Origin of the sequence: Dysgonomonas gadei ATCC BAA-286, from assembly GCF_000213555.1 — a bacterium.
In the GTDB taxonomy this organism is placed as follows: Bacteria; Bacteroidota; Bacteroidia; order Bacteroidales; family Dysgonomonadaceae; genus Dysgonomonas; species Dysgonomonas gadei.
On the sequence record NZ_GL891981.1, the window covers coordinates 309241 to 331994 of the forward strand.

General features: G+C 39.1%; 16 protein-coding genes and 2 pseudogenes. 10 read left to right on the forward strand and 8 right to left on the reverse strand.

All coding sequences use genetic code 11. The features are described 5' to 3' along the window. Positions 1–13: 13 nt before the first annotated feature. The 6 genes from HMPREF9455_RS07845 to HMPREF9455_RS20665 all read left to right on the forward strand — a co-directional run bounded on the left by HMPREF9455_RS07845 (position 14) and on the right by HMPREF9455_RS20665 (position 9061). Positions 14–1588, forward strand: coding sequence for an MGH1-like glycoside hydrolase domain-containing protein (locus tag HMPREF9455_RS07845; protein ID WP_245532170.1), 1575 nt, complete (start codon positions 14–16; stop codon positions 1586–1588). Then, complete coding sequence (locus tag HMPREF9455_RS07850; protein WP_006799107.1) at positions 1589–3373, forward strand: L-fucose isomerase; 1785 nt, start codon at positions 1589–1591, stop codon at positions 3371–3373. It begins immediately after the preceding gene. Between the two features lie 123 nt (positions 3374–3496). Beyond that, positions 3497–4099: a NanQ anomerase/TabA/YiaL family protein gene (locus HMPREF9455_RS20660; RefSeq protein WP_052303065.1), complete on the forward strand. Its 603-nt coding sequence runs from the start codon at positions 3497–3499 to the stop codon at positions 4097–4099. Positions 4100–4105: 6 nt separating this feature from the next. Continuing rightward, complete coding sequence (locus HMPREF9455_RS07860) at positions 4106–5362, forward strand: MFS transporter (RefSeq protein ID WP_006799109.1); 1257 nt, start codon at positions 4106–4108, stop codon at positions 5360–5362. Between the two features lie 12 nt (positions 5363–5374). Continuing rightward, entirely contained in the window at positions 5375–7039 is a 1665-nt protein-coding gene (locus HMPREF9455_RS07865) for a ribulokinase (protein ID WP_006799110.1), read from the forward strand. Between the two features lie 54 nt (positions 7040–7093). After that, positions 7094–9061 carry an FG-GAP repeat domain-containing protein gene (locus HMPREF9455_RS20665; RefSeq protein ID WP_006799111.1) on the forward strand — a complete coding sequence of 656 codons (1968 nt, stop codon included), beginning with the start codon at positions 7094–7096 and terminating at the stop codon, positions 9059–9061. Between the two features lie 547 nt (positions 9062–9608). Here the strand turns inward: HMPREF9455_RS20665 and HMPREF9455_RS07875 are convergent. The 8 genes and pseudogenes from HMPREF9455_RS07875 to HMPREF9455_RS21575 form a co-directional block, all read right to left on the reverse strand. After that, positions 9609–10498: pseudogene (locus HMPREF9455_RS07875) on the reverse strand (IS256 family transposase); the annotation flags it as partial. 169 nt (positions 10499–10667) lie between these two features. Then, the gene (locus HMPREF9455_RS07880; protein ID WP_006799113.1) at positions 10668–11006 is read right to left on the reverse strand and encodes a hypothetical protein; all 339 of its coding nucleotides are present in this window, start codon (positions 11004–11006) and stop codon (positions 10668–10670) included. Positions 11007–11143: 137 nt separating this feature from the next. Continuing rightward, positions 11144–11890, reverse strand: coding sequence for an IS21-like element helper ATPase IstB (gene istB, locus HMPREF9455_RS07885; RefSeq protein WP_006799114.1), 747 nt, complete (start codon positions 11888–11890; stop codon positions 11144–11146). Positions 11891–11912: 22 nt separating this feature from the next. Beyond that, positions 11913–12197: a hypothetical protein gene (locus tag HMPREF9455_RS21750; RefSeq protein ID WP_245532171.1), complete on the reverse strand. Its 285-nt coding sequence runs from the start codon at positions 12195–12197 to the stop codon at positions 11913–11915. 35 nt (positions 12198–12232) lie between these two features. After that, positions 12233–13018: a DDE-type integrase/transposase/recombinase gene (locus tag HMPREF9455_RS21755; RefSeq protein ID WP_006799115.1), complete on the reverse strand. Its 786-nt coding sequence runs from the start codon at positions 13016–13018 to the stop codon at positions 12233–12235. A gap of 20 nt (positions 13019–13038) precedes the next feature. After that, a complete protein-coding gene (locus tag HMPREF9455_RS21760; protein ID WP_006799116.1) occupies positions 13039–13236 on the reverse strand; it encodes a hypothetical protein in 198 nt (65 codons plus the stop codon). A gap of 75 nt (positions 13237–13311) precedes the next feature. Then, positions 13312–13365: pseudogene (locus HMPREF9455_RS21900) on the reverse strand (hypothetical protein); the annotation flags it as partial. Positions 13366–13535: 170 nt separating this feature from the next. Further along, the gene (locus HMPREF9455_RS21575) at positions 13536–14426 is read right to left on the reverse strand and encodes a site-specific integrase (RefSeq protein ID WP_006799117.1); all 891 of its coding nucleotides are present in this window, start codon (positions 14424–14426) and stop codon (positions 13536–13538) included. A gap of 325 nt (positions 14427–14751) precedes the next feature. On the opposite strand from HMPREF9455_RS21575, the gene HMPREF9455_RS07900 reads away from it, so the two are divergent. From HMPREF9455_RS07900 to HMPREF9455_RS07915, 4 genes are all read left to right on the forward strand, one after another. Continuing rightward, positions 14752–16071 (forward strand): site-specific integrase, encoded by a 1320-nt coding sequence (locus HMPREF9455_RS07900; protein WP_006799118.1) that lies wholly within the window; start codon positions 14752–14754, stop codon positions 16069–16071. A 31-nt stretch (positions 16072–16102) separates the two neighbouring features. After that, a complete protein-coding gene (locus tag HMPREF9455_RS07905) occupies positions 16103–17161 on the forward strand; it encodes a site-specific integrase (protein WP_006799119.1) in 1059 nt (352 codons plus the stop codon). Positions 17162–17578: 417 nt separating this feature from the next. Further along, on the forward strand, positions 17579–21634 hold the full coding sequence (locus HMPREF9455_RS07910; protein WP_006799120.1) for a hybrid sensor histidine kinase/response regulator transcription factor: 4056 nt from the start codon (positions 17579–17581) through the stop codon (positions 21632–21634). A gap of 119 nt (positions 21635–21753) precedes the next feature. Beyond that, entirely contained in the window at positions 21754–22653 is a 900-nt protein-coding gene (locus HMPREF9455_RS07915; protein ID WP_006799121.1) for an AraC family transcriptional regulator, read from the forward strand. Positions 22654–22754 lie beyond the last annotated feature (101 nt).

A 22754-nucleotide genomic window follows, 5' to 3' on the forward strand; every position in this document is an offset into this window, starting at 1 on the left:
GATTTTAAATTCTTTGAAACATATAAAAACAGCCTTTTTATTATTCTGCGCTGGTCTGGTTTCTTCTTTTATGTATGGAGAAGAAGTTGGCGGTATCATTAATTCTGAAATAGTAGATCATTATGTGGAAAAATTTAATAAATACGATGAGGAACTATATGTACAATATATTCCTAATACCGAAGCTTCTTCTTTTCTAAAATCGAATATTCCGTTTTTTGAATGTCCTGATACGGAATTGGAAGAAGTATACTATTTCCGATGGTGGACTTACCGAAAAAATATAAAGAAGACGCCTGGAGGGTTTATTATTACCGAATTTTTACCGGATGTGCGTTGGGCTGGAAAATATAATGGAATTGCCTGTTCTGGGGCATTACATTTTTATGAAGGTCGCTGGCTTCGCGACAAGCAATATTTGGATGATTATGCCCATTATTGGTTTAATGGAGGAAGTCCGCGCTCATATAGTTTTCCTTTAGCCGACGCTTTGTATAATTATTATTTGGTAACGGGTAATGATGAAATAGTGAAAACTCTTTTTCCCGATTTGATTTCTAATTTTTCGGAATGGGAAAAAGATCGTTATTCGGATAAGGAAGGGCTATTTTGGCAATACGATGTCAGAGATGGTATGGAACACTCTATCGGAGGACATGGCTTTCGTGCTACTATAAATTCATACATGGCAGCCGATGCTTTAGCTATATCCAAGATAGCGAAAATGTTAAATGATACGAGAGGTTTGGATTATGCTTACCGTTCGGAACAAATAGTGAAAAAGATGTTCGACAGATTGTGGGATAAAGATTCTTCGTTTTTGAAGGTGCTACCATTGAAGTCAGATACATTATGTTCTGCACGCGAATTGCATGGGTATACACCTTGGTATTTCAATCTGGTTGGCGAAAAATATGCGAAAGCATGGTCATTTCTAATGTCGTCCAACCATTTTTATGCACCATACGGTCCTACCACAGCAGAACAATGTCATCCTAAATTCAGGATTACATACAAAAGTCATCCTTGTTTATGGGATGGTCCTTCGTGGCCTTTATCTACATCCATAACTCTGGTAGGATTAGCTAATTTACTCAATAGCCAACGACAGGCATATATATCACAAAAAGATTACCTTGATCTACTGAAAGTATATGCTCACAGCCATACTTTGAAAAAAGAGAATGGGACACAAGTTCGTTGGATTGATGAAAATATTGATCCTTACACCGGAGACTGGATTGTTCGGGAAATAATGAAAGATAAAGAGAATGTACCAAGAGAAAATCCGAAAGAACGGGGTAAAGATTACAACCATTCTTCTTTCTGCGACCTGATAATAAGTGGACTCGTAGGTGTTCGCCCACAAGAAGATAACAGCGTGGTAATAAATCCTTTGCTACCGGATAATACATGGGAGTATTTTTGTCTCGACAGAGTCTCATACAAGGGAAGACAGTTGACTGTCTTGTATGACAAATCGGGAAAGAAATATAACAAAGGAAAAGGTCTGATGTTATACGTAGATGGGAAGAAAGTGGTATCTTCTCCAACCTTATCTAAATTGAACTATAAAATGAAAAAATAAATGATAATTATGAATAAAACTACTTATCCTAAGATCGGTATTCGTCCGATCATAGATGGTCGCCGGAAAGGTATCCGCGAGTCGTTAGAAGAAACGACAATGAATATGGCTAAGAATGTAGCTCGGTTTTATAGTGACAATTTGAAATATCCGGATGGTTCTTCCGTGCAATGTGTTATCTCTGACTCTTGTATCGGAGGTGTCAAAGAGGCTGCCGATTGTGCCGAAAAATTTGGAAGGGAGAATGTCGGATTATCACTATCTGTTACACCATGTTGGTGCTATGGATCCGAAACCATAGATATGAATCCATCAATACCAAAGGCCATTTGGGGCTTCAATGGGACGCAACGTCCCGGAGCGGTCTATTTGGCTGCCGCTTTAGCTGCTCATAACCAGAAAGGTCTGCCTGCATTTGGTATCTATGGTCGCGAAATACAGGATATCGGTGATACCAATATTCCACCCGATGTACAGGAAAAACTGCTTCGCTTCGCTAAAGTCGGTCTGGCCGTTGCTCTAATGCGAGGTAAATCGTATCTGGCTATTGGTACGGTGTCGATGGGTATTGCCGGATCAATGGTCAATGCTGATATGCTTCAAGAATATTTCGGTATGCGTACCGAATATGTAGACTGCTCGGAGATATTGCGCCGTGTACAGCAGGAAATCTATGATAAAGACGAGTATGAAAAAGCTTTGGCTTGGACAAAACAAAATTGTGTACCTAACGAATTACCGGATCACAATCCGAAACATTTGGTGAGTACACGCGAGCAGAAAGATAAAGATTGGGAATTTGTAGTGAAGATGACTCTTATTTTCCGCGATTTAATGATCGGAAACGAAAAGCTAGCAAAAACTGGTTGGGGGGAAGAAGCGATGGGCCATAATGCGATTTGCGGAGGATTTCAAGGTCAACGCCAATGGACAGATTTTATGCCGAATGGGGATTTCTCGGAAGCAATACTTAATTCGTCTTTTGACTGGAATGGAATCCGCGAGCCATTTGCTTTTGCTACCGAAAACGATCATCTGAACGGTATGTCAATGTTGTTGGGTAAATATCTTACCAATACAGCTCAACTGTTTGCTGATGTTCGTACTTACTGGAGTCCTGAATCTATCGAACGGGTTACAGGATGGAAGCCGGAAGGAATACTGAAAGGCGGTGCTATCCATCTTATCAATTCCGGTTCGTGCACCCTTGATGGGACAGGACAACAGGATAAGGACGGAAAACCTGCGATGAAACCATATTGGGAAATACAGGAACAGGAAGTAACCAAAATGCTGAAAGCTACACAATGGGGACCTTCTTCGCGTGAATATTTCCGTGGAGGCGGATATTCTTCCAAATTCCTAACTAAAGAAGGAATGCCTGTTACAATGTGCCGTCTGAACTTCATTAAAGGGCAAGGACTCGTTCTTCAGATAGCTGAAGGCTGGACAGCAACTTTCCCTGAGAAAGTATTTGATATAATTGATCAACGTACTGATAAAACATGGCCGTCTACATTTTTTGTTCCGAAAGTAACAGGGCAGGGTTATTTCAGAGATGTGTACTCTGTGATGAATTACTGGGGTGCCAATCACGGGGCAATCAGTTTCGGGCATATTGGGGCAGACTTGATCGCACTGGCTGCAACATTACGTATACCGGTGAATATGCATAATGTAGAAGAAGATAAAATCTTCCGTCCTAGTTCGTGGAGCGCTTTTGGATCAGATTCGGAGGGATCCGATTATAGAGCTTGCGCCAATTATGGACCTATTTATAAGTAATATTTTACAGAGGTTGTCTGAGAAGTAAAATCAGGTAATATCAATATTAGGTGAAAATATTTTTTGGATAACCTCTGTTTGAAATAAAATTGTTTTATACTTCATGCTCCTTAAATTTAATATATGAGAATAATATTTATAACACTTATGACAGCTTTTTTAGTATCGTCGTGTAACGAAAAAAATGTAAAAGATTGGACTGACAAGGAAGTTGAAGTTTGGCTTGAACAGTCGGAATGGAATAATATAGGTATAAAACCAGATAGCAGTATTGATAAAAGGTTTTTCGTAGAACAAAATATTATAAATCCGAAATCATGGAAAGCGGCTCTTGATTTTCTTGAAAAAGGCGGTTTTAATGAAAAAGAACTCGGACGATACGATTTGGCGGACGATGGAACTTATGTGAATATTGAAGAATATACAACCAAAGACTCCTCTCACTTCGAGGCTCATCGGAAATTCATAGATATTCAATATCTGGCAAAAGGAAAAGAATATATCCGTATATCGTCATTAGACAGTGTAAAGAAAATTGTTACGGAATATAGTCCGGATAAGGATATTGAATTTTTCAATAAAGATGAGTATACCGAGCACTTACTGGATGGTAGCAATTTTATTGTTCTATTTCCTCATCAGCCTCATATGCCATGTATGAAAGCCGATAGCAATGAACATGTAAGAAAGGTAGTCGTAAAAATTCCATTCAAAGAAATTAAGTAAACAAATATGTTACAAAGTAAAAAATCTTATCCATGGTTAGTAGTAGCCATGCTTTGGCTTGTTGCTTTACTTAATTATCTCGACAGGCAAATGTTGTCAACAATGCGTCCGTTCATGATGGAAGACATCTCCGATCTGATTTCAGCTACTAACTTCGGACGTCTCATGGCTATCTTCTTGTGGATATATGCTTTTATGAGTCCACTTTCCGGAATGATTGCGGATAGGCTGAATCGTAAGTGGCTGATTGTTATAAGTCTGTTTGTTTGGTCGGGGGTTACGCTCACAATGGGTTATGCTCAGAATATGGATCAGTTGTATATACTGAGAGCGATAATGGGTATCAGCGAAGCTTTTTATGTGCCGGCTGGATTGTCTCTAATAGCAGATTATCATCAAGGTAAGACCCGCTCACTGGCAATAGGATTCCATACCTCGGGTATTTATCTGGGGCAGGCTTTAGGTGGATTTGGCGCTACTCTTGCCGGATTTACATCATGGCAATCTACTTTTCACATGTTCGGTGTAATAGGGATGTTGTATAGTATTATTCTTATCGCGTTTCTTCGTGAGAAAAAGACATATAATATAGATACAACTAAAAAGACATCCCTTGCCAATGAATTGAAAATGGCAGCGAAGGGGCTGTCTATTCTTTTCAGTAATATTGCGTTCTGGGTAATTTTGTTCTATTTTTCAGCACCTAGTCTACCAGGGTGGGCAACGAAGAACTGGTTACCGACTCTCTTTAGTGACTCTCTCGGTATGGACATGGCGCAGGCAGGCCCTTTATCTACCATGACTATGGCTTTGTCTTCTCTGGTCGGTGTATTGTTCGGCGGGTGGTTGTCCGATAAATGGGTACTTAAAGTTCTGAAAGGACGAATTTATACAGGGGTGATAGGTTTAACTTTAACTATTCCGGCTTTGTTCCTTATAGGATATGTACATGGATTGATTCCGATAGTGGCAGGTGCTGTATTATTCGGATTGGGCTTTGGTATATTCGATGTAAACAATATGCCTATTCTCTGCCAATTTGTACCGTCACGTTACCGGGCTACCGGTTACGGAATAATGAATCTGGCGGGAATATCTGCCGGTGCGGTTATTACCAATGAATTGGGGAAAGCTCTCGATGCAGGATATATGAATACAGTATTTATTGCAATGATTGCTGCTGTCGGTATTGCCATTGTATTGCAACTGACGGTATTGCGTCCTAAAACCGTGGACATGACAGAAAATATGTTGACTAATTAAAACTGTAAACGAATGAATTCTCAGTCAAAATATGTAATTGGAGTTGACTACGGTACAGACTCGTGCCGAGCAATTATAGCAGACGTGAAAACTGGCGAGGAGGTATCTGCTGCAATATCCTATTATCCTAGATGGAAAGAAGGAAAATATTGCGACCCTCTAAAAAATCAATACCGGCAACATCCGCTAGACTATATAGAAACTCTTGAAGCTGTAATAAAAGAAGCTTTATCGGTATTATCTGATGATATAAAGAACAGAATAACAGGAATATCATTTGATATGACCTGTTGTACCCCCGCTTTGACAGACATTAACGGGACACCGCTGGCTCTGTTGGAAGAATACAAGGATAATCCGAATGCAATGTTTATTCTTTGGAAAGATCATACTTCTATAAAAGAGGCTGGGGAAATAAATACTCTTGCAAAAAAATGGCATACAGACTATACCAAATACGAAGGGGGTATCTATTCTTCCGAATGGGTATGGGCAAAAGTGTTGCATGTATTACGAAACGACAGCCGTTTATCGGATAAAGCTTATTCATGGGTAGAACACATAGATTGGATACCCGCTCTGATCACAGGTAATACACTACCGGAGAAAGTGATAAGAAGCCGTTGTGCCGCGGGGCATAAAGCAATGTGGCACGAATCGTGGGGGGGACTGCCCGACGACGAATTTCTTACAACTCTTTCCCCTCTGTTGAAAGGATTCAGAGATCATTTATATACAGAAACATTTACAAGCGATACTTTGGTTGGCTATCTGACAGAGGAATGGGCAAACCGATTGGGATTAACCACCAATGTTGCAGTAGGAGTCGCAGCCATTGACTGTCATGTTGGCGCTGTGGGTGCTGAAATAAAGACCGGTTCTTTTGTTAAAGTTATAGGAACATCCACGTGCGATATAATGGCTGTTCCATACGAGCAGATAGACGGGAAGCTTATATCCGGTATATGCGGACAGGTCGATGGATCAGTTATTTCCGGGGCAATAGGTTTAGAGGCCGGACAGTCGGCTTTCGGAGACTTGTATGCATGGTACAAAGATTTATTGGCTTGGCCGATAAAGAAGCTTATTCCTAAGTCTGATTTGCTCAGCGATGATATTAAAGAGAAATTAATAAGCGAACTCCAAAGTCAGATATTATCTGAATTAACTGTCGAGGCTGAGAAGATTAGTATTGAAGATAGTTCTGTAATTGCTACAGACTGGCTCAACGGACGCAGAACACCCGATGCAAATCAATCGCTGAAAGGTACTTTAACGGGACTTACATTAGGAACTTCGGCTCCTATGATATTCAGAGCGCTGGTCGAAGCTACGGCTTTTGGTTCTAAAGCTATTATCGAACGTTTTATAGAAAACGAAATTGAAATAAAAGAAGTAATCGCCATAGGTGGTATATCTCAAAAGTCTCCGTTTGTAATGCAAATTCTGGCAGACGTGTTGAATATGCCCATTAAGGTTGCAAAAAGTGAACAAACATGTGCTCTTGGTGCTGCGATGAATGCTGCTGTGGTTGCCGGGGAATATAGCAATGTGCGGGATGCTCAAAAAGCTATGGGGAAAGGGTATGTTAGAGAATATTACCCGAATAGAGAGAATCATGACAAATACTCCGATTTATACAATAGATATAAGAAGATAGGAAAAAAAATAATCTAGAATTTATTGATTTTATAAATTGGGAGAGGTTAACAATGTAAAATAATTATGAATATGAAACTCAGAATACAATATAGTTTTCTTCTTTTATTTACAGTCTGTCTTAATTTCTATGCACAAGACAAATCGCCTAGAAGCGGATTGCCTTTGAAGAGCATAACCTTCGATGATATTGGTGTTTTTTCTCCTCCGGGCATACATGCAATTCCGATAGGAACTGTTTATCTAAAAGATAAAGATATGCCTACTCTTTTTCTGGCAGGCGACAGTCGTTATCCGGGAGTTTATCGCTATGATTGTGTAAAGTATAAAGATGGCGTACCCGTTTTGGGCGAGTCTTTAAAAGTTTCTATGCCTCTACGTTTGGGTGATTTATTACCCAGCTCTTTATTCGAATATAATAATAAGGTCTATGCTTATTGGCTTAAGGGGGATACCATATTTGAAACATTATATAATGAAAAAGATAATTCTTTCAATATAGCTCGTCATATTATACTCAAACAGCTTCCTCGTAGAGCGAAAAATATTCAGGTAACATTGGTTGGCAATAAAATCGAAGGTGTAATAGACGTTGGAGATGGGGTATCCTCGAACGGTCCTGTGCATTGGATAAAAGGAAAGAACTTCGCGGCTTACGGTCCGGATGGAATATTTGTAGGTAACCTTACTTATACGGGGCTGTACGGTTTCTCTACCTCCTTTTCTCAGCCTGAACCGGAGGTCAGCACGAAAACCTTGACAGGGATGAAAGAGGTCATGTGGGATTATCTGAAAGTGTCTCGTATCAGTTATAATGACAATCAACAGGGATTGCTTACAGGTTCGGTCAATGGTAATTTTTTATATTACCCTATCGGCGAAGATATATTTGCTTTGGAAGATAAGCGTTTGGCTGTCGATGAAAATAATATTGCAATCAGACATACTACTATCGGAGCCCGTCCGGTTTCTCTTTCGGACAAGCAAGGTAAGCACATAGGATTGATTGTCGGAGGAGAAGGTGGGCTTTTCTTTTATCCGTTTATTCGTATCTCAGAAAAGCAAGTCCCGGTGTATGGCAATGCTTTGGATTTATTAGCCGTTAATCCTGATTTATACGGAGGATCGTTAGTTGTTCCTAATTTAGTTGATTGGAACAATGATGGCAAATTAGATTTGATTGTGGGGAACTCGGCAGGACATATCCTCTATTATGAAAACAGGGGAAGTAAAAGTAATCCGGTTTATGGCGTACCCGAAAAGTTATATGCCGGAGATAAACCGATACATATACAACCCGGTTATAATGACGATATACAAGGACCGTACGAATCACGTTGGGGATATGCTTCACCGGCAGTTGTTGATTGGAATAACGACGGGCTGTTAGATGTATTGACTAATGACAGTAGGGGTAAACATCGGCTGTTCCTTAATATTGGAACAAAAACAGAACCCCGTTTGGCGACAGAAGCACCTATTTATTTAGATGGATTAGAATTGCATGGAACTTGGCGTACCCGTCCCGGTGTGGCCAAAATGGGTGATAGAATGGCTTATATTACGCAGGATGCTCAAGATCAGTTTCATATTTATTGGCAGTTGGATACTTATAATTTAATTGATGGCGGAAAACTCCGGTTAGAGGTTGGTAGCTATATTGATGGCTCTTACTTTCCTAACGGGGGAGGGTCAGGACGAAATAAATTTCTTATAGTAGACTGGGATGGTGACGGAATTAAAGATTTACTGATTGGTACACCTCGACATGGTTCTGTTCCTAAAAGAGGAGCCGGTATGCCATATTATTATGGTGATAAAGGGGCGTCCGTTTTATTTATGAAAAATGTCGGAACAGAAGAATTCCCTGTATTTGCTTACCCTAAGATGATAAAATATAAAGGAGAATCGGTTCATTTTGGGCAACACGAATGCGCACCAGCTGTGGGGAATTTGGGAATATCTAACAGATTAGATCTACTAGTAGGTACAGAAACAGGCAGGTTTATCTTTTTTGAACGCTCCGATTTGACGTGGTAGATATAGCATATTTTGTGCAGTTTAAATAGTAGCATAGAATATTACTTACATTATTTAAGATTATTTATCAATTAAAGTGTGAAGTATTACTTTGTTTTTGGAATTCTTTTTGATAAACAAAAGCGTTTTACCACAAGCCGATTATCTTATATAATTTTTTATTAAAAACGATTGTCTTGTTTTTCAGCTATTGAAAAAAGAATTAAAAAATCTTCCATGAGCAATTTGAAGGTTTAAATAAAATCACTACGTTTGCATCCGCATTCTAAAAGAGATTCGGCTTCAAGTTAAATATTTGATATGTTTAGTGATAATTAAGAAAAAGGGGAAACAAAGATATTATTATCTGGTGTTTTTAGAAAGATTTGAATCCGTTATTCTCTTGAAAAAGAAAATAGAACTACAAGCGGCGTGTAAATTTAACTGTGTCAGCGAATTTTTCTTCTCAATAACTTAGGACCTTTTTATGTCCATTTTTACAATGGGTAATGTAGATCCAGAGCTTTGTTGGTTTTACAAAACTAATAAATTATTAGAGATATTGTTATTAATCAAGTAATTTAAATCTGTCTGGATATATAATAGCCAGTTGTTGAGCCGTTTTACTCCATTCCCAGAGTGGCATCGTCCACTTCTTTTTGATATTACGGTAAGCCAGGAAAATGAGCTTTTCCAAAGCGGTATCATTGATGAAAACACCTTTATTTTTAGTAACCTTCCTGATATCCCTCGACTGTATTGGTAGTGTATATCATCCGTCTGATCCCATCAGGGTATTGGAAGTAAGCCGAGAGCCGGTCCCAGTTATTACGTCATGATTTTATAATGATGGGGTAATCCTCACCCCATTTAAGTTCCAGATTGTCCAGTTCGACTTCCGCCTGTTCTTTGCTGACAGCACGGTAAACTAGCTTAAGATCACGCATAAACTCTTTCTGGTTTTTACTGGCTACATATTTAATAGAGTTCCGTATTTGATAGACAATGCAGGTCTGGACTGTAGTATCAGGGAAAATACTTTTGATGGCATCGGCGAAGCCTGTCAGATTGTCTGTACAGGCAATCAGGATATCTTCCACTCCCCGGCTTTGTAGATCGGATAAACAGAACAGCTAGAAGTTGGCTCCCTCACTTTTAGCAATATACATGCCTAACAGATCTTTATATCCCTCTTTGTTTATACCTATTGTAGATAGCCCTGGTTACCGGCCGGTTCTTATCATCCATAACTTTGTAATGGATGGCATCCATCCAGACAATGGCATAGACATTATTCAGGGGACGGCTACGCCAGGCCTAGATCTCAGGTAGAACCTGATCAGTGATAGCACTGATAGTCTCAGCTGAGACGCGATTACCCAGATTCTCCTCCATCCAGTCACTGATCTGGCGCGTACTGTTGCCCATGGCATATAAACCAATAATGCAGTCGGCAACTACAAGATGATGATAAAAGTCTCTATACTTCAGTAATTATTCTCCATGGGACTCATTATAATGTAAATAGATTCCATATCGGTATGTTTCTGAGGTTCAATTAAATATTTTTACTACCTTTTCATCCTTCTATCTTTCTTTCAAGCAACAGATGGTTTTATTTTTTGTTCTACTTTCGGAGTTTTCGGCAATCTTGGATTGATACATGATTCCTTATACTGAATGTCCGTTTTATTTTCTTTCCACAAGTACGGATATTGATAATTAAACTGCCCCGCCATTTGACTTTGGCTTTGGTAACAAATCCCGTTTCAACCAGTATCTTATCCCGAACACGCATCTCATACTTTCCGTATTTGACCAACTCATCTGGATTTTCAGCAGTAAAAAAGATCTTATTCTTATCATCATTTAAGAATACAAAAGAAGAAAACAATCCGTAGTCATCCTTTTTATTCATATTTCCAAGGAAAATATACTCTCCATCTATTAACGTTTTGTTGTTCATTGGAAATAACAGTAAAAGAGACCCCCATCCGCCAATCTAAATTGACCCCTTGGAAAGTTTTTGTTTAGGAGTAAAAAAAGCAGTCATATTTTGTTTGTAAAAAGCCATCATTTTTGTCGGTTTTCACTAATTAAATTTCACAAATATAAACATTCCTGATTAGATTTTTTACGTCTGAGCGACTCTCCATGTAACTCTACCCTCAGTGATTGATGTACTATCCTGTCCAGAACAGCATCAGCAATAGTTTTCTCCCCGATAATATCATACCATTCCTTGACTGGTATCTGAGATGTAATCAGAGTAGACCTTTTACCATGCCTGTCTTCTATAATATCCAGCAGGGTAACTCTTGCCTGGGAGTCAAAAGGTTGTAAGCCAAAATCATCCAAAATAAGCAGGTCTGTTCTCTCTATTCTTTTGAGTTCTGTCAGGTTAGTACCTTTGGCTTTTGCCAGTTTAAGCTGTCCCATCAACTTGGCTGTTGAAGCATATAGTACTCTGTATCCCATCTGACAGGCATGAAAGCCCAATGCTGATGCCAGATAGCTTTTGCCTGTTCCTGTACTGCCTGTAATAAACAGATCCTTGTGTTCCTTTATAAAATCCAAAGAGGCCAGCCTGTGTACTTCATTCTTATCGAGTCCCCTTTCTACAGAGTAATCCAGTTGTTCGAGCGATGCCTTGTAGCGGAAGTTCGCCAGTTTAATAAGCCTGGATATAGACTTGTTCTTACGGTCGTCCCATTCACTGTTTACCAGCATGGAGATGAACTGGTCGGGTGTTAATGTCTCTTTAATGGAGCCTTCCAGATTGGTCTTAAAAGCTTCATACATGCCAAATAAGCGCATCTGGCGTAACTTGTCCAATGTTTGATTGTTCATAATTTATTTTTGGTTTAAATGTTTACTGATAATAATCTTTACCTCTGATATTTTTATGGTTGGGTATGCGTGCAGCTTCATCCTCAAGCTTTAACCTGTCCAAGCGCTTGTTCAGTATCTCTTCTATTACTCTGTAACCGTATTGCCCGAAGGATTGGGCACAGCGGCAGGCATCTATCAGGCGTTCGTTGCCTACCCGCCGCGAGAAACTTAGTATGCCTGAACAAGACTTATATGCCTGCTCAGGGTATGTTTTTTCCTGTAGTACTTTGGCTATATACTCAGCGACATCCTCATGTATATCCATGGCCTGGGAGATGAACTTCTCGGCAGACCACTCGGTCAGAAACTGGTGCTGGGAGGCAAGATGTTCAGTGTTGGTCGTATATTGATATTTACGCCTGTTGCGTACATGTTGGGCAATGAGTTCATGCCGGTAGTAAACTTCCACTGACTGCGAAGAATATAAGACCTTGACCGTTCGATGTATTTATAGGGCACGCTGTAATAATGGGTATCCACTCCTAAGCGTATATATCCGTTCTTCCAGACGGTAAGCTGAGCCTGTTCCTTTAACTCATAACGTATAGGGTTCAGGTCCTGCAACACATCACGCTCAATCTCTTCGAACTGTTGTCGGCGGCTGTACTCCCGTTTATACATAGGTGTGTTGTTATGTATCTCCAAGGCTACCCTGACAGCCGCATTCAATGAAGAAAGATCATAAAAGATGCGTTTGTCCAGTTTAGTAAAGATTGTTTTATAGACCAGCTTAACAGCCCCTTCTACCAAGGACTTGTCCCGTGGTTTGTAGGCCCTTGTCGGCAGAACAGTCATCGAGTAATGCTCGGCAAAACAGGCGAAGGACTCGTTCAATACTGCTTCGTACTTACTGCCTTTAGTTACAGCAGCTCTCAGGTTATCGGGCACAACCACCAAAGGTACGCCCTCAAAATAGATCAGCGCGTTCTCACAAGCCCGTATCAAGTCTTCTTTCTTCTGGCTGGCGACTGCTCCCACATAAGTGAGTTGACTGCATCCTAGTATAGCAACAAAGACTTCTACCTCTGTCTTGCTCCCATCTCCATTATCCAAATGTAATTTTTGACCTGTAAAGTCGATATACATTTTGTCGCCGGCTTTATGTTCTATATGCAGAAACGGGAGATGCCGTAACCCTCAGGGTACTTCTCTATATACTGCCTGTAAAGCATCTCTTTAGTAACTCCCTTACGCTTGAGTTCCCTGCATATACCCGGAAGCATAGCTTCCAAATCCACTTGGCGCTGACTTTTCTCAGGATGGGCAGCCACCAAAAATGTTTGGGATAACTCCAGGTCGCTCATTGCGGAGAATGCTTTGTAACTAAGACCTGAACTAAGGAAAATGTGCAGGTACTTCTTGATGGTGTTGCGTGAGATAAACAATATACCGGCAATAGCTTTGGTACCTTTGCCCTGATTGTAAAGACGGATTACTTGTCGTAGTTTTACTACATACTAATGGTTTTGTTAGACATTATGATAAATTTTTGTTGCTCAGCTTTTTAAGTAACAAAAATTTTAACACTTTCAAACAAAACTGACAAGCTTCTGTTTTACTCTTCTTTCCCGGGGGCAATTTAAACTGTAAATAGGGGGGCAGTTTAGATTGTTACATGGGGGTCAGTTTGGATTGGCGGGACGGGGTGCATCTCAATTTTCGACATCAATCCCCTTTGATAGAAATATCGGATATTTCGAATGACAGATGAAACGAAATTATTATCGATAATAAATGTGATATGAGATGGAAGTTGCATATTGTAGGAATATGATTTTAAACCGGTTAACAAATTATCAGACATACCAAAATCAGAATAACTATGATATTGTGCTATCTTTTTTGTGTAGTAACTCCATTTATAAAATTGGAATTTACTCAAAGCATTGTATCTGATAAATAAAGCGAAAGGTATAGTATTTCCAGCCCATTTGATTATTGAATTTCGAGAATTATTCAAGTCTTTAATAATTTTGGAATTCCTTTCTATTTTCTTCAAATAAATATCTTCGAGCTTATTTAGATTCATGAAATGCAGTTCCAAAAGAGCCGTCTCTCGCTTTCTTAATCCGATAATATTATCAACAGAGAAACCAAGATTAATGGCTAATAATGAAATTTCCTCGATAGTGAAATTTGTTTCTCCCCGTACTCTGCGGTAAGCATACTCACGTTCAATATTCAATAAGTTTGCAATATAGGTAGTCGGATTTTGTCCTTTGGGAATGTAGTTTTTAATTGTTGTGATGAGTACATCTTTAAGGTATTCATTCATCTTTTGATTGGTATGAATCGGCAAGAGTTTCCCATCCAGATGCTTATACTTATCAAGAATCATTTCAGGTACTTCCAGCAATGGGATATTGGCCTGAACAGAGGACTTCTGTCGATAGAGACGAATCCATTTCTGCCCGAATTCATCCTCCTGAATATTATTTTCTGTAAGATTAGCAGCATCTATGTATGCGAGTCCTGTGAAACGGTAGTCAGGCATGAAAGAATAATAGAGAATGATTCAGAAAAGGAACGCTAAACAATTCAAAAACAGCGGAATCGCAGAAATTCAACCCGTACTAAGAATTGCATTTTGAGACGTTTATTGAGGTTGTTCCACTACCAAATCATTACCTGTTTGTAATACGGAAAAACGCAGTAAACTGCACTCAATCAGCGATTATCGAATGCGAAGATAATGACAGGAAGCCGAACTTCATAGAGGTTTTAGCCAATCATGATTCGTTAGCAATATAATGCGCTGATTTTCATACCGTAAGATAACACAAAAGAATGTATCATTGCAAACTAAAAAAGTTATCGGTATGAAAACTGAAATGAAGGTGCTGCTCTACCTGAAAAAAAATGAGCAGACAGTCGAGGGGCTTTGTCCCCTGATGGGTAAGATTACGGTAAAGGGAGAATTTAATTCTACGGTTCAATTCGCTTGCAAGATTCAAGTGGACGCGGAATTGTGGAACGCCCGCTCCCAAAGGTGTATGGGTAAAAGCCATGTAGCTATTGCCACCAACAGGGAAATCGAATCGCTTTTGGTCTTACTGCGCGTAAGGTTTAACGAGCTGAAAGATGTCCGTAACGTCGTTACGGCTACCGATGTCAAAAATGCCTTTCAGGGTATCGCCGCCGCACAGGAAACCCTACTGAAACTATTCAGGGAGCATAACAACGAATATGCCTTGCGTGTCGGAGTAAACCGCGCCGCAGGCACATATTACCACTACAAGAACGTTTACCGTTTGGTTTCCCAGTTTATCAAATTCAGATACAAAGTGTCCGATGTAACCCTCAAATCATTGGATTGTACTTTTATCGAAAATTTTGATTATTATCTGCGCGTGGATCAACGGCAAAAACCGAATACCATCCGTGGAAATATGAACTGCCTGAAAAGCGTAGTCTATTCGGCTATCCATAAAGGATATATTACCGTACATCCATTTGCGGACTTTAAGGTAGTGAAGCCGGAGAAGAAACAGCTTCACCTGACCTCCGATGAATTTTCCCGCCTGATGAATACCACTTTCGATACGCCGAACCGTAACTTTACACGGGACATGTTTCTCTTTTCAGCGTTCACTGGTATCTGCTACTGCGATATGCGCAATCTCACGGAGACTAACGTAACAAAGGACAGGAACGGCAAGCTGTGGATTGAAACACACCGCCAAAAGACAGGAACACCCGAAAACGTTATGATGTTGGATATTGCAATTAAAATCATGGAAAAGTATAAAGGAATGGCGGAAGGAGGCAAGCTGTTTCCGATGCTTTCCAAAGAGAGCTATAATATGCACTTGAAAATCATGGCGAAACAGTGTGGCATCAAGCGTAATCTCTCCTATCACATGGCCCGCCATACCTTCGCCAGCTTGGTCTGCCTGTCGCAGGGAGTGCCTATTGAAACCCTCAGCCGGGCTATGGGGCATAAGAATATTACGACAACCCAGCGGTATGCCAAAGTTACTACCGAAAAGATTGATAAGGATGTTACCGACCTGCATGGAAATATCGGGGATAAATACAGCCTTGAAGGGATAGATATGCCACCTTCCCGGATTTTAAAAGATATGAGTAAGCGGAAAGTACGTCCAAGCCGCAAACTTCAAATGATGGAGGGCTTGTAATATGCGCAGTACGTTCAAATTATTGTTCTATATGAACAAGCAGAAAATGAAAGCCAACGGTAACTGCCCAATTATGGGCAGGATAACCCTTGACGGTAAAATAAGCCAATACTCCACAGGTGAAGAAGCGCCTCCGGCACTTTGGGATGCCCAAAAGGAACGGGTTATCGTAAAAGGGAAAAAATCGTCCCCTGATACAAAGGAACTCAACGGGATAAATACCCGGCTCGATGAGTTGGAAGAACTGGCAAAAACCGCTTATAAGAACAATATAGAATCAACAGGGCATGTAACCGCCGAAATCATTAAAAATGTAGTGACAGGCCAGGCGCAAGCCAAAGAAACATTGATTACCCTTTTTGACGAACATAATGAGGAATACGCCAAACGGGTAGGTATAGACAGGGTACACCATTCGTATGTGCGTTACCTGACTTCCCGCCAGCACATCTACAACTTTCTGAAATATAAATATGACGTGGAGGATATGCCGTTACGTTCATTGGAAATGCAGTTCATCAATGATTTTCATTTCTACCTGTCAACGGTTCTGAAATTGAAAATAGTATCGTTGAACGATTACCTGATCGCCCTGCGTAAAATCGTCAGGCTGGCAGTTAAACAGCGCACGTTGAAACGCGACCCGTTTTCGGGACACCGGTTGGAGCAGGCTCCCAAACTGCACCGCCACCTGTCGGGCGAACAGCTTGCCAAAATCATGAAGGTCAAATTGCATACCTACCGGCTATGCCATACCCGCGACCTCTTTGTATTTTCTGTTTTCACAGGGCTGGGAAGGGCGGATCTGGCCAACCTCACCACGGATAATATCATAACTAAAGAGGACGGCTCCCAATGGATATACATCGCCCGTCAGAAAACGACTACGGAGTGTTATATCAAACTGTTGGATATACCTGTCCGCATTATGGAAAAATACAAAGGAGAGGGAAAAGATAATAAAATCTTTTATGTTCCAGCTACGAGTAGCCTCTGCCGTAGCCTTAAAATCATTGCGGAAAAGTGCGAATTGGGTTGCCATCTCACCTACTACATGGCAAGACACCGGGTGGCATCTTTTCATTTGTAAATCAGTGAGTTGTATATTGTTTTCTTTCAATAGGTAACGATTTAGTAATGAGCGACCTTCCATACTCTACTTTATTTTGCATAAATACAAAGAGCAACTTTTGATTACAAATCTAGAAAAAATCAGGAAAAAACTATTGATATTTTAAGCTTATTTCTGCACATACGTTCGTATAAGTAAAAAACGAATAGTCTGTATTATAGGAGATAAGTGTTTTTTGCTTCGTTTTCCAACTAGAATCTCTTTAATTTTTTTATAGACAGAAACATTAAGAGATTTTTCATCATATACTTCTGTTATATCTTATTTTTACTTTCTAGGATAAAGGTTAATTAAAGTTTTGGTTAATTTCGATTAGAGTTTACATTAGTATGTATATATTTGGTTGATAATTTTATTGATAAACCTAAACCTACTGTGAAAAAAATAGCACTGATTCATTTTCTAGTTGTTGGATTTATTCAATTAATGGCTCAGACACAATATCAAGAGCCTAAAATTTTTTCTATCCAAGACGGGCTTTCCAGTTCAAAAATAAATAATACAATAGTACAAGATGAAAAAGGATTTATTTGGATCGGATCTGAATATGGTCTCAATAAATTTGATGGCTATCGCTTCGATACATATAAAAATAGAGAAACAGATTCTACATCCATTGCTAATAATATAATTACTGCTTTATTCTATGATTCCTTCAAACGGTTATGGGTTGGGACAATGATGGGGTTACAATACTATAACCCTCAGAAAAACGATTTTAAAACAGCATCCTTTGGTGAACAGAAAGATATAATAGAGAGGAATCCGGTTATATGGATTATGGAAGACTCTCAGAAGAATATTTGGTTCAGTGTCGAAAATAAAGGAGTTATAAAGTACTCATTAAAAACAAATCAGGTTGTTTTATACAAGTCAATATTCAATGGCGGAGAGCTGTGTAGCAATTCTATAAGAAATATTGTGGAAGATGATAATAGGAATATTTGGTTCGGGTCGCTTGATAATGGAATTACAGTTTACCAGCCAGGAACAAATAGTTTTCATCAATATAATACTGTCAACAGTAATTTACGAACCAATTCAGTACTGAGAATGCGACCCTTAAAATCCGGAAAGATGTTAGTGTCAACTCTAGGAGCAGGGGTTTATATTCTCGATAAACTGTCCGGGAAATTCATAGAAACTCCTATCAATGCAACGGCTTTTTCTATGATACAGGACAATGATAATAGTATATTGGTAGGTACAGAGGGGGATGGGCTATGGTGCATTGACGCGGATGGCAAAAATATATATCGTCATCCCGCCATTTCATCGCAAATGAAAGAAATAATTAATAGCAAGATTCATTGCCTGTTTTTTGATAACAATGATGATTTATGGATTGCCATGTATAATGACGGTATCTGCTATCTGCGTAAAGAGCCTCCAGGTTTTGTTAACTATAAGAGAGATTATGATAATTCAAATTCGTTGAGTTATGGACAGGTAACAGGCATTACATCTGATAAAAGAGGTGATATATGGTTTGCTACTGATGGGGGAGGACTCAATAAATATAACAAATCAGCCCAGACTTACACACACTATCGATATGGGCAGGGGAGTAAACATTCATTAACAGATGATGCTGTTGTCAGCGTTTTTTGCGATAGTAAGGGAATAATATGGGGCGGGACCTATACCGGGGGATTGTGCAAATTTGATGGTATATCAGGGCTTTTTGTTTCTTATAAGCATATTAAAGGTCAAAATTCGCCTCCGGGGAACTATATAAAATGTATTGTTGAAGATCAAAAACAAAACCTATGGTTAGGTACAGATGGCTCCGGAATTAGTTACTTCAACCCGGCTAGTGAAAAATTTGTAAATTATTCAAAATTGAGATACCGTGAATTAATATCAGATAATATAACCTACCTATATCTCCAAAATAATACAACACTATGGATCGGTACACATTCAGGAATCTGTAATCTTGATATTCCCACTCAAAAATTCAAAAGTTATGATAATAGTATATTCATTGCCACACCCTCTGTTTATAGTATAGCAGAGGATGCCGGTAAACAATTCTGGATAGGTACCTCGTCAGGACTTTATCTATACGATCCGGACAAAGATACTTTCATAAAAAGGGAGTTACCCAACGAGTTACAGAATTCGATAATCAACGCCATAGTTCCATATGAAAACCGTCTATGGGTGTCTACAAACAAAGGTATTATCAGTTATGACACGAAAGAGAAACAAATAAAAAACTTTATAAGCAATAATGATTTGGGTGGGACAAATTTTATTCGGTCGTCTTCTTATCTAAGCCCTTGGAATGAGATTTTCTTCGGAGGAGGTAAAGGTGCTTATTCATTTTTTCCCAACGAGATCAAAAAAAACGAATCTCTGCCTAAAGTATATATAACAAGCCTGAAAATATTTGATCAACCTGTCTATGTTGGGCAGTCCTATAATGGACGGACAATACTAGAAAAGTCTTTGGACGAAACAGATATGATCGTCTTAAAACACAATGAAAACAGTTTGACCCTTCAGTTCTCCGCCCCAATTATTCAATATCCGGCATCTACATCTTATCTCTGTTTTATGGAGGGAGTCGATAAACAATGGATACGATTAGAACCCGATCAACGAAGTATAACCTATGCAAATTTGTCTCCCGGTACTTATACATTCAATGTGTATGCAAATCGAATTTTGGATACACCTATAAAGAATGTAACAACATTGACTATCGAAATACTTCCACCTGTCTGGTTAACATGGTGGGCAAAAGTTTCTTATATAATATTAGGTATCCTATTGCTGTCTCTTGTCATGTGGGTCATCTATATCCGATTGAAAGATAAAAACGAATTGAATATAGAGCGGCTTAAGGCAAAAAAACAGGAAGAACTCAACCTGACCAAAATGCAGTTTTTTACAAACATATCACATGAGTTTCGCACGCCGCTGACGCTTATCATATCTCCGCTGAAGGAGATAGAGCAAACCGAGCCGAATCAGAAACGAGCACATCTGATGAAGATGATGTTACGCAACGCCGATAGGTTGTTGCGCCTGATAAACCAAATACTGGATTTGAGAAAAATAGAATATGATAAAATACAAGTCCATGCCCGCCCTATTAATCTTGTTTTGTTTGTTCAGGATTTTGTAGGGTTGTTTACCGATATTATCGACCGGAAGCAAATATCCGTATCATTCAATTATGAGGCAAGGGAAATCCCCATTTGGTATGACCCGGATTTGCTCGAAAAATGTTTGTACAACTTATTATTTAACGCATTAAAATATACTCCCGATGGGAACAGTATTTTTTTGAGCATAAAACAGAAAAACGATGGAAGCGTTTTGTTCTCGATTCGTGATACCGGCTGTGGTATTGCCCCCGAAGACTTACCCCATATATTCGACCGTTTCTATCAGGGTAGTTTTTCTCAGAACTCAGGAACAGGGATCGGGCTTCATCTGGTCAAAACAATTGTAGAACTGCATCATGGAAAGGTTTGGGTGGAGAGTGAAGTTGGTGCCGGTTCTAACTTTACTCTATATATACAGGCTGGTAAAAACCATCTGGCCCCTCAGGACTATGACGATACTCCATGGTCATATATAGAAATAGAGCAAGAAACAGTGGTAGCGGATAACTATGTAGAAGATACGGGTAAGGGTGCAGAGCCGGATAGCCCATTGATACTTTTGGTCGAAGATGAATATGATATGCGTATGTATCTGCATCACGAACTATCGGTTTTCTTCAACATCGTAGAAGCAAATAATGGACGGGAAGCCCTTAATAAATTGCAACATTTACAACCTAACATTATTGTAACGGATGTAATGATGCCGGAAATGAGTGGTATTGAATTTACCAAAATTGTAAAAGAAAATATAGAAACCTGCCATATTCCGGTTGTATTGCTAACTGCAAATGAAGGGTTGGAGCAAAAATTGGAAGGTATAGAAACCGGAGCGGATGCTTATATTACGAAGCCTTTTGATGCCAATTATTTACGCATCCGCATAATAAAGTTACTCGAAACACGTGAAAAAATACAAAAGAAGTTTAGCCGTTTATTAAATTTAGAAGCACAGGAAATAGATGTAACTGACCCAGACGAATTATTGCTACAAAATAGTATCAATTATATACGGACTAATATTTCTGAAACAGATTTATCTGTAGAAGATATGGCAAAAAAACTGAATATAAGTAGAACGAATCTTCACCGAAAAATAAAAACATTAACCGGGAGCAGTCCTATCGAACTCATCCGGATAATTCGAATGAAACAAGCTGCATACCTACTTGAAAAAGGATCTTTGACTATTTCGGAGGTTGCGTACGAGGTCGGATATAATTCCCTTTCCTATTTCAGTAGTAGCTTTAATACATATTGGGGTATTTCCCCCAGCGCTTATGTAAAGAGTAGGCAAACAGATGCGGAATAGTATATGAATTTTCCAGACAAGTACATTTCTTAAACAATCAGATACAAATCTGAAACGTTTCTTGTTTACAGGATCGTATTTTTGCCGGTCAAGAAACCAGACATTAATACCCTATTACCATGAAACAAGGCAATCATGATTTTACAACCGTCCAGGAAATAACCCCTTTGTCTGAAAAGGACTGTTTCTACATTGCAGACAGACACAAAACGGAATTTACATACCCTATTCATACTCATAAAGAGTTTGAACTTAATTTTGTAGCCAATGCAGCAGGTGTCAGGCGAATAGTCGGTGATTCTATCGAAACTATCGGGGAATATGATTTGGTCCTGATCACAGCTAAAGATCTGGAGCATGTATGGGAACAACATAGGTGCGAGTCTAAAAAGATAAGAGAAATAACCATACAGTTTTCCCAAAATCTTTTCTTCTCAAGCCTTCTTGATAAAAATCAATTTCATTCTATTAAACAAATGCTGGAGAAGGCACAAAAAGGGCTTAGTTTCCCTATGCAAGCTATTATGACTGTATATAACATGTTGGATAAACTGGCCGGTAAACAAGGTGGCTTTTACTCTGTAGTCAATTTTTTGATTATTCTCTACGAACTTTCTCGTTTTTGCGACAAGGCTACAGTATTGTCAAGTTCATCCTTTGCCAAAATCGGGATCCATTCCGATAGTCGTAGGGTCCAGAATGTGCAACGATATATTAATGACAATTATAGAGATGAAATACGCCTGGAACAATTAGCCGATTTAGTAGGAATGACTCCTACCGCATTCAGCAGATTCTTTAAAGTTCGCTCGGGTAAAGGCTTATCCGATTATATTATTGATATTCGTTTAGGACATGCTACACGCTTATTGATAGATTCCACAAAGTCAGTTTCTGAAATTTGTTACGAGTGTGGATTCAATAATATATCCAATTTCAACAGGATATTCAAAAAAAGAAAGAATTGTTCACCTAAAGAATTTAGAGAAAACTATCGGAAGAAAAAACTCCTAATTTGAAATTTAACATATGTCAAAATAGTACTAAAGTGTTATGTGATAATACTATTTGATATCTAATCACTATACATAACGAATTAATTGTAAGGTATATGCAATGA

Excerpts from the sequence above, each read along its gene's own strand:
- HMPREF9455_RS07850 (WP_006799107.1), top strand. The coding sequence starts at position 1,589 with ATGATAATTATGAATAAAACTACTTATCCTAAGATCGGTATTCGTCCG.
- HMPREF9455_RS20660 (WP_052303065.1), top strand. The coding sequence starts at position 3,497 with ATGAGAATAATATTTATAACACTTATGACAGCTTTTTTAGTATCGTCG.
- HMPREF9455_RS07860 (WP_006799109.1), top strand. The coding sequence starts at position 4,106 with ATGTTACAAAGTAAAAAATCTTATCCATGGTTAGTAGTAGCCATGCTT.
- HMPREF9455_RS07865 (WP_006799110.1), top strand. The coding sequence starts at position 5,375 with ATGAATTCTCAGTCAAAATATGTAATTGGAGTTGACTACGGTACAGAC.
- HMPREF9455_RS20665 (WP_006799111.1), top strand. The coding sequence starts at position 7,094 with ATGAAACTCAGAATACAATATAGTTTTCTTCTTTTATTTACAGTCTGT.
- HMPREF9455_RS07880 (WP_006799113.1), bottom strand. The coding sequence starts at position 11,006 with ATGAACAACAAAACGTTAATAGATGGAGAGTATATTTTCCTTGGAAAT.
- istB (WP_006799114.1), bottom strand. The coding sequence starts at position 11,890 with ATGAACAATCAAACATTGGACAAGTTACGCCAGATGCGCTTATTTGGC.
- HMPREF9455_RS21750 (WP_245532171.1), bottom strand. The coding sequence starts at position 12,197 with ATGGATATACATGAGGATGTCGCTGAGTATATAGCCAAAGTACTACAG.
- HMPREF9455_RS21755 (WP_006799115.1), bottom strand. The coding sequence starts at position 13,018 with ATGTATATCGACTTTACAGGTCAAAAATTACATTTGGATAATGGAGAT.
- HMPREF9455_RS21760 (WP_006799116.1), bottom strand. The coding sequence starts at position 13,236 with ATGAGCGACCTGGAGTTATCCCAAACATTTTTGGTGGCTGCCCATCCT.
- HMPREF9455_RS21575 (WP_006799117.1), bottom strand. The coding sequence starts at position 14,426 with ATGCCTGACTACCGTTTCACAGGACTCGCATACATAGATGCTGCTAAT.
- HMPREF9455_RS07900 (WP_006799118.1), top strand. The coding sequence starts at position 14,752 with ATGAAAACTGAAATGAAGGTGCTGCTCTACCTGAAAAAAAATGAGCAG.
- HMPREF9455_RS07905 (WP_006799119.1), top strand. The coding sequence starts at position 16,103 with ATGAACAAGCAGAAAATGAAAGCCAACGGTAACTGCCCAATTATGGGC.
- HMPREF9455_RS07915 (WP_006799121.1), top strand. The coding sequence starts at position 21,754 with ATGAAACAAGGCAATCATGATTTTACAACCGTCCAGGAAATAACCCCT.